This window comes from Geomonas terrae (assembly GCF_004791675.1).
In the GTDB taxonomy this organism is placed as follows: Bacteria; Desulfobacterota; Desulfuromonadia; order Geobacterales; family Geobacteraceae; genus Geomonas; species Geomonas edaphica.
In genome coordinates this window covers 852,217-858,674 of record NZ_SRSC01000003.1, presented here as the reverse complement: position 1 = coordinate 858,674, position 6,458 = coordinate 852,217, and the positions used below count along the sequence as shown (strand labels likewise).

Below are 6,458 nucleotides of genomic sequence, written 5' to 3'. Positions count from 1 at the left end.
GCAGTAACACCAATACTATTACCAGCAATAATATTGTTATTTACAACTCCGTTCCCGAGAGATATCCCACACTGGTTGTTTCTTATTACATTTCCACTAACGTTCATTACAGCGCTTCCAAAACTAAAACCAGTTATGCCACAGCCACCATTACCGTACAACTCACTATCGCGAACGACGGCTTTTGCCGCATTACTTGAGAATACGCCGCTGGCTAAACTATTCCGAATTACACTGCGGCTGATGTATGGCGATGCCTGGTTTAGATAGACAATACCATCTGGCCCTGCTCCGTATTCGACAATACTGTGCTCGATGATACTGCCGTTTAAATAGTTACCAGTAGGATCGAAGACGGCAGCAGTACTCGTAGCATCAAAGTAAATACGCCCCCAGTCCCCAGCAGCAGGCGACGTTTGCCCCGATGTAAATATTATTGGCTGGGCAAAAGTCCCACGAGCTACCAAGGTACCATTGATCTGAAGAACTCTGTCTTTATCAAATTTGACAACAACACCAGGCTCGATAATCAACCTGTAACCTACGCCAAACAAGGTATTTTGAGTCACCGTATACGGGCTATTTGCTAATGACCATTTTATATAAACTTCTGACAGACCATGCACCCTAACCTGGCTATTACCTCCGTTCGACGTGATACTAATATTGGTTTCAAACCATCCGGGAGGAATGGGGAAATTCCCAGAAACAACAATCGTCTGTTGCTCGCCTGATCGTAAGGAAAAATAAGTTTGCGTGGAAAAATCAAACCATCCAGCACTTTTATTTACATAACCGGAGAGGACACTCCCACCGCTATTTTTGATTGTGAAGGTAGTTGTTGTTGTCGGTGTACCCGCCTCTCCCATTCCAAAATCAAGATCAGTGGTACTAACGGAAAGCTGGGGAGCTTTCTCGGTAGTGAAACTCCAAGTGCTGCCGGTAGTCACACCGCCTTCATTTCTAGAATCAACACGCCAATAATAAGTTGTATTGTATTGCAGAGTTCCGGGATCAAAAGTGGTAGATGTTTGGTTTCCTTGGTAAACTAATGAAGGACCGAAATATACATTATAGCTCGTCGCGTCTGAAACTTTTGACCAGCTTATGTTGCTATTGATAGGCTGATTAACCGCACTGTTAGGAATATTAAGACCAGTAACTTTTGATGGGGCTTTGCGAACAATTGTAAAATAAAAGTCACTATAATCGTAAACATTATAATCACACGTTCCTGCTAAATCGCATGCAATCAACTTTATTCTGTAGCTTTCACTATAATCATCAATTCCTGATATATCCCAAAAAAAATTCCCGTCATTTAATACACTGCCTCCGTCAAAGGTATCAGTCAATGTTAATATTTTGGTATCTTTTCTATATAGTTGAACCTTTACCTTTTCTACATTTCCTGTAGTTTGCCAGTACATTGCATTATTTTTTGATCCTTCATATAATGTTTGCCCGCCGTTTGGTGATACAAGTGTAATTGTTCGTGTCGGGGCAGTTGTAGACCCTATATAATATGATATTGGTAGGCTTTGTTTTCCTGTGCTGTTATCAACTGCCCACCATGTATACTTTCCAGAAGGCTTATCCAATGGGGGTGTATAACTAATATCGAAATGCCCAATCGAATCAAGCCGCTGCACCATCGTTGGATATTCAGAACCATCAGGCATCATAAAATGCAGCGTCGCATAGCCGTTCGGAGTAAAATCTGTGCCCCATTGTCTGAATGTTTGTCCAAGTGAAAAAGTAGGGGGATACATGCCCGTGTCAGTTTGGGCAATTATCGGGTTTACACTCGTAGACAAGCTAATCGGATATGGCTGCCACCAAGGATCAGAATTTGGTTTATGAGTAACAAAAAATCTTTCAAAATCCTGCCTCACGTTATTGAGACTGTCTGAAACAGGATAAGAATACTCGTTGCTAGTGGGAAGGCCAAACTGCAAAATTCCACCATAAGGTTTATAAACAGTCGACCAGATCTGCCCGTGAACCCAATAGACTTTATCTTTATTTGGATTGTAGATCATTATTGATTCAAAACCTGATGTATCTATGTAATTTTGTACCCAATACCCTTCCCATTGATGGATCCCCTGTGGGGTTCCCATTTCTGATTGATAAGCCTGTTGAAATTTTTGATCTATCGATGAATCATGAGTAGTAAGTATGGTATAGGACAAATGATTGCTAACTTTTCCCGTAGAATTATCAACCGCCCACCACTCATATGAACCCGCTTCCTCACTTTCCGGAACAAGATATGCTATGCTAAAACAGCCAGTTGTATCAATAGCCATATATTGTGTTGTTTCTACAGTAGTTCCAATTTTACAAAAATGAAGAGTTGCAAATCCATTTGGCGTAAAACCAGATCCGGACTGAATAAATGTAACGTTTCCTGCAACTCCAGATTCTTCGTTTTGGCTAATCACAGGAGAGGGTGCAGGATAAAGAGTTTGTGCAGCTAGTATGTCGTCAACGTAGAGTTTTCTGACCGTTGTGCCTTTAGGTATATTCCCTAATATTGTCTGGGCTTCTTCTGCATACTTAACATACCCACCTAACCATTCCCAAAAACTGCCATCCGGGTGAGCTAATCCTATAAAATGTCCAATCTCGTGCAAAGCTGCGCTTTCAAGGTCCATATAGGCCGTATCTGTTAAACTATAACTGGTGCTCCAGTTAGTATCTGCTGTAGGCCTTGTTCTAAATATAATGCTCCCAGAAAAAATACGGCCATTTTCTATCGTGCGAGCATAGGTGAGGTATGTTGCAGCCCCCCCAGATTTATATAATATATCTTTGTATTTGTCAGGGACGTCAGTTACACTGGCTTTGGTAATTAAATGAAAATTAGGAATGGGATAACTAAAAGGATCATCTACAAGTTTCTGGCCGTTATAAATTTCTCTTTTAAATCTCAAACTCGATCCTGGTATTGAACCCCAACGATTGAACGCCCTTTCAATTGCAGCGGCTTCATCATTAGAAAAAGCGTTCGTATCAATGACATACGATATAGGTATATCTGCATCTAGCCAGACCCCACAACCGTCAAGTTGCTTGAACGCAAATCCTTCTTCTGCAAGAAAAAATAAACTAAATAAAATTATAAGAAAATATATGACTCTATCAAACCGAAACATTACGCCCTCCGTCACAGAATTAAAAATGAGCACAACTCACTGCCGTCCCATGGCTTTCAAAGCAGCGCCAGCTGTGGTTTTGGCGTCCAGCAAAATTAATTATCCATCAGCAGCTTAGCGCCTGCATCGGGAATGGAGTTGCTAGAGCTAAGAATAGGTTGCATACTAAGGTTCATCCTTCTCCTCCCTGGGCGCAGAAAGTAAATAATTAATTAAGCTACAATCATGGATTTTATAGTCTTTTAGCATTCTGTTCCTCGGGCAGTCAACAATAAAGTATACAATTTGCAGTCTTTCCTCTGACGGTCAACTGCGAGTCGCCCTTGCCAAAGGCGACCTCTAGAATTCATGTCGTTCTGTGTATCGCCCGCTGTGTCCTCGTTTCTGCGTATTCGTTCTACTCATCCTGCTTTTAGATTCGATCCCCCCTGAGTCGAAAGGATCTTGGGTTTCCCCGTGCGGGGCTTTATTTTTCGTTTTCCTGCTTTTGAGTTCTCACCCCGCCTTCACTTGAACTGGAGCGGGAACACATTTCAGAGAGCTTCTCGACTATGCAAAGGACAGCCATCACCGAGAGATCTCTGGGCTTAAAGAAGAGGTTGCCCATTTGAGGGTGCAGATTTCTGAAGCATTCAAACGTGAATCACAGACACACGATATTCTTGCCAAGGTAATTGAGGCACACTCTCTTGATGGAGCGGCAAAGACGGCGATCACCGAGCTCTCGGCACGACTTGAGGTCGGAATCGGGGAAAGAGATAAGGAGGTCATCCTTGGCCTCATGTCTATCATCCAACACCAAAGTAATCCTGCCTTTGAGGACTTCAAGGCTTATATAATCTCCTCTTTTGGTGGTGCAAGCGGCAACCTCTTATCTACTTGGCTTCCTGCCCTCGCGGCAGCGCTGCCAAAATAACCCAGTACATGACGCTGAGCTGTCACGCACAATGCACTGGGGAGGGCTTCATGTACCTGATCGCCATCGCTTCGAATTTTAACCCAGTACCGGCGTCCAACGGTGACCCATCCCCTGTGAAATATTGGGCCTTTACAGGTTGAGGGGTGGGTCTCAAGATGCCGATGGTGGGTTAAAATTGGATGCCGATTAACAGCTATAGGGAGCTTTCCTGATTTCGTATTAAAGCATGCCGGTTAACACCGTTGCGTGCACCGCGTAGTGCTTTTGTTGCAACGATGCCCAAGCCATTCCCTCTTGGATGAAACCCACGAGTTTGGGCTCCCTTCGCTTAACCTTGCGATCCCAGAAATCGAACAGGCTAAAAACTGGTGCTCCGCTTATACCTCCAGGTTGGAAGTCATCACTGACATCTCCCTCTTGTTCCCACATGGCCTCACTTATACGCACGGAAAACTGATCCTGTTCAACTGTTGATATTGCTCCAACACATGTAAAAGCCTTGAGGGTCGCAAGCCTAGGCACTATATGCTGTTTAAGTGAACCTGGATACCCCGCATACACCACTAGGTCGAGCTCTCTCACAGATTTCAGATCAATGTGGCACAAAGGGACACATATAAGATTGTAAGTTTTCTGAGCGTCTTTAAGGCAACGAGAGAGCGGCGTAAGGTCTGCCAAAACAAAAAAGGGTTACAGCAGATGCTGTAACCCTTTTATTTATTAGTGGCGTCCCCGAGACGATTCGAACGTCCGACCCCTTCCTTAGGAGGGAAGTGCTCTATCCGGCTGAGCTACGGGGACAAGTCAGACGGACTTTATACAACAGCACCATCTGTTTTGCAAGATGTTTTGTTAAAACTTGAGCAGCGAGAAGACCTTGTCTTCGGGCAGCTTCTTCCGCCCTTCAAGGAACTCAAGCTCGGCCATGAAGCAGCATTCGACGAGCTCTACGCCCATGCTGGTGATCATGTCGACGACGGCGGCCATGGTGCCGCCGGTGGCCAGAAGGTCGTCGGCGATCAGCACGCGGTCACCCTTGTTGAAGGCGTCGGTGTGGATCTCGAGGGTGTCGGTGCCGTACTCGAGGTCGTAGGTCTTCTTGACGGTGGTGGAGGGAAGCTTGCCGGGCTTTCTAACGAGCACGATGCCGGCACCCAGTTTGTACGCGAGGGCCGCGCCGATGATGAAGCCGCGGGCCTCGACTCCGACTACCTTGTCGATCTTCTGCCCGACGTAACGGTGCGACATGAGGTCTACCATGCGCTGAAACGACTTGGCGTCTCCTAAAAGCGTGGTGATGTCCTTGAAGAGGATCCCCTTCTTTGGGAAGTCCGGGATGTTTCTGATGATGCTTTTAAGATCTTCCATGTCCAACGGCCGCTCCTTATTTTCCATTAGTAGCACTGCGCCCCATTATGTCGGTGGCTTCCACAATTTTTCTGAGTTTCTCGAGGGATTTCGCTTCGATCTGGCGGATCCTCTCGCGGGTCACGCCGAAGCTGCGCCCGATGGTGTCCAGGGTCTGCGGGTCTTTGTCGTCCAAGCCGAAACGGAGGGTCAGGATCTTCTTCTCGGCGTCGGAAAGGGTCTCGAACCACTGGGATACCAGCTCGTACTTGTTAAGGTCCTCGAGCAGCACCGCAGGGGAGATGGTCGAGGTGTCCTCGATGGTGTCGATGAGGAAGTAGTCGTTGTTCTCCCCCATGGGACGCTCGATCGAGTAGGTCTTCTTCAAAAGCACCATGAGACGGCGCACGTAGGTGACGTTCACTTCGAGGGCGTCGGCGACTTCCTTCACCGAGGGCTCGCGGTTCATCTTCTGCACCAGCTCGCGGGTCACCCTGAGCATCTTGTTGATGTCGTCGGAGACGTGCACGGGGAGACGGATGGTGCGGGACTGGTTCACCAGGGCACGCTCGATGGACTGCCTGATCCACCAGGTGGCGTAGGTGGAGAAGCGGCACTCCTTGGAGAGCTTGAAACGCTCCACCGCCTTGATGAGTCCCATGTTCCCCTCTTCGATCAGGTCGAGGAAGGGAAGCCCGCGGTTTATGTAGCGCTTGGCGATCTTCACCACGAGGCGAAGGTTGGAGACGATCATCCGGTCGCGGGCGGCCTTGTCTCCAAGATCGATGCGCGCCGCCAGTTCCTTCTCCTCGTCCGCGGTGAGCAGCTTGGTCTTCTGGATCTCGCGCAGGTAGAGCTTGATGGCGTCGTCGAAATGTTCCACCTCGACGGCCTTGATCTCCTCTTCTTCTACCTCGGCCTCTTCGTCCGCCTCTTCCTCGACCCGTTCAAGTTCTACCGCGTCGGGGTCCTGCTCGCCGTCAAGAAAGAGAGGTTCCTTCTCCTCCAACAGTTCGTCGTTTTCCATGCAA

The 6,458-nt window shown here is 47.2% G+C and carries 5 protein-coding genes and 1 tRNA gene; 1 reads left to right on the top strand and 5 read right to left on the bottom strand.

The features are described from left to right. The coding region (locus E4633_RS15625) for a right-handed parallel beta-helix repeat-containing protein (RefSeq protein ID WP_198419457.1) at nucleotides 1-3,161 on the bottom strand (3,161 nt) is incomplete at its 3' end. A gap of 607 nt (nucleotides 3,162-3,768) precedes the next feature. Between E4633_RS15625 and E4633_RS15620 the strand changes: the two genes are divergently transcribed. Beyond that, a complete protein-coding gene (locus tag E4633_RS15620; RefSeq protein WP_135871573.1) occupies nucleotides 3,769-4,077 on the top strand; it encodes a hypothetical protein in 309 nt (102 codons plus the stop codon). 222 nt (nucleotides 4,078-4,299) lie between these two features. Here the strand turns inward: E4633_RS15620 and E4633_RS15615 are convergent, their stop codons facing one another. From E4633_RS15615 to E4633_RS15600, 4 genes are all read right to left on the bottom strand, one after another. After that, nucleotides 4,300-4,662 (bottom strand): hypothetical protein, encoded by a 363-nt coding sequence (locus tag E4633_RS15615; RefSeq protein ID WP_135871571.1) that lies wholly within the window; start codon nucleotides 4,660-4,662, stop codon nucleotides 4,300-4,302. 142 nt (nucleotides 4,663-4,804) lie between these two features. Then, nucleotides 4,805-4,881, bottom strand: a tRNA-Arg gene (locus E4633_RS15610). 51 nt (nucleotides 4,882-4,932) lie between these two features. Then, entirely contained in the window at nucleotides 4,933-5,448 is a 516-nt protein-coding gene (locus E4633_RS15605) for an adenine phosphoribosyltransferase (RefSeq protein ID WP_135871570.1), read from the bottom strand. A gap of 16 nt (nucleotides 5,449-5,464) precedes the next feature. Next, entirely contained in the window at nucleotides 5,465-6,454 is a 990-nt protein-coding gene (locus E4633_RS15600; protein WP_135871568.1) for a sigma-70 family RNA polymerase sigma factor, read from the bottom strand. Between the last annotated feature and the right edge of the window lie 4 nt (nucleotides 6,455-6,458).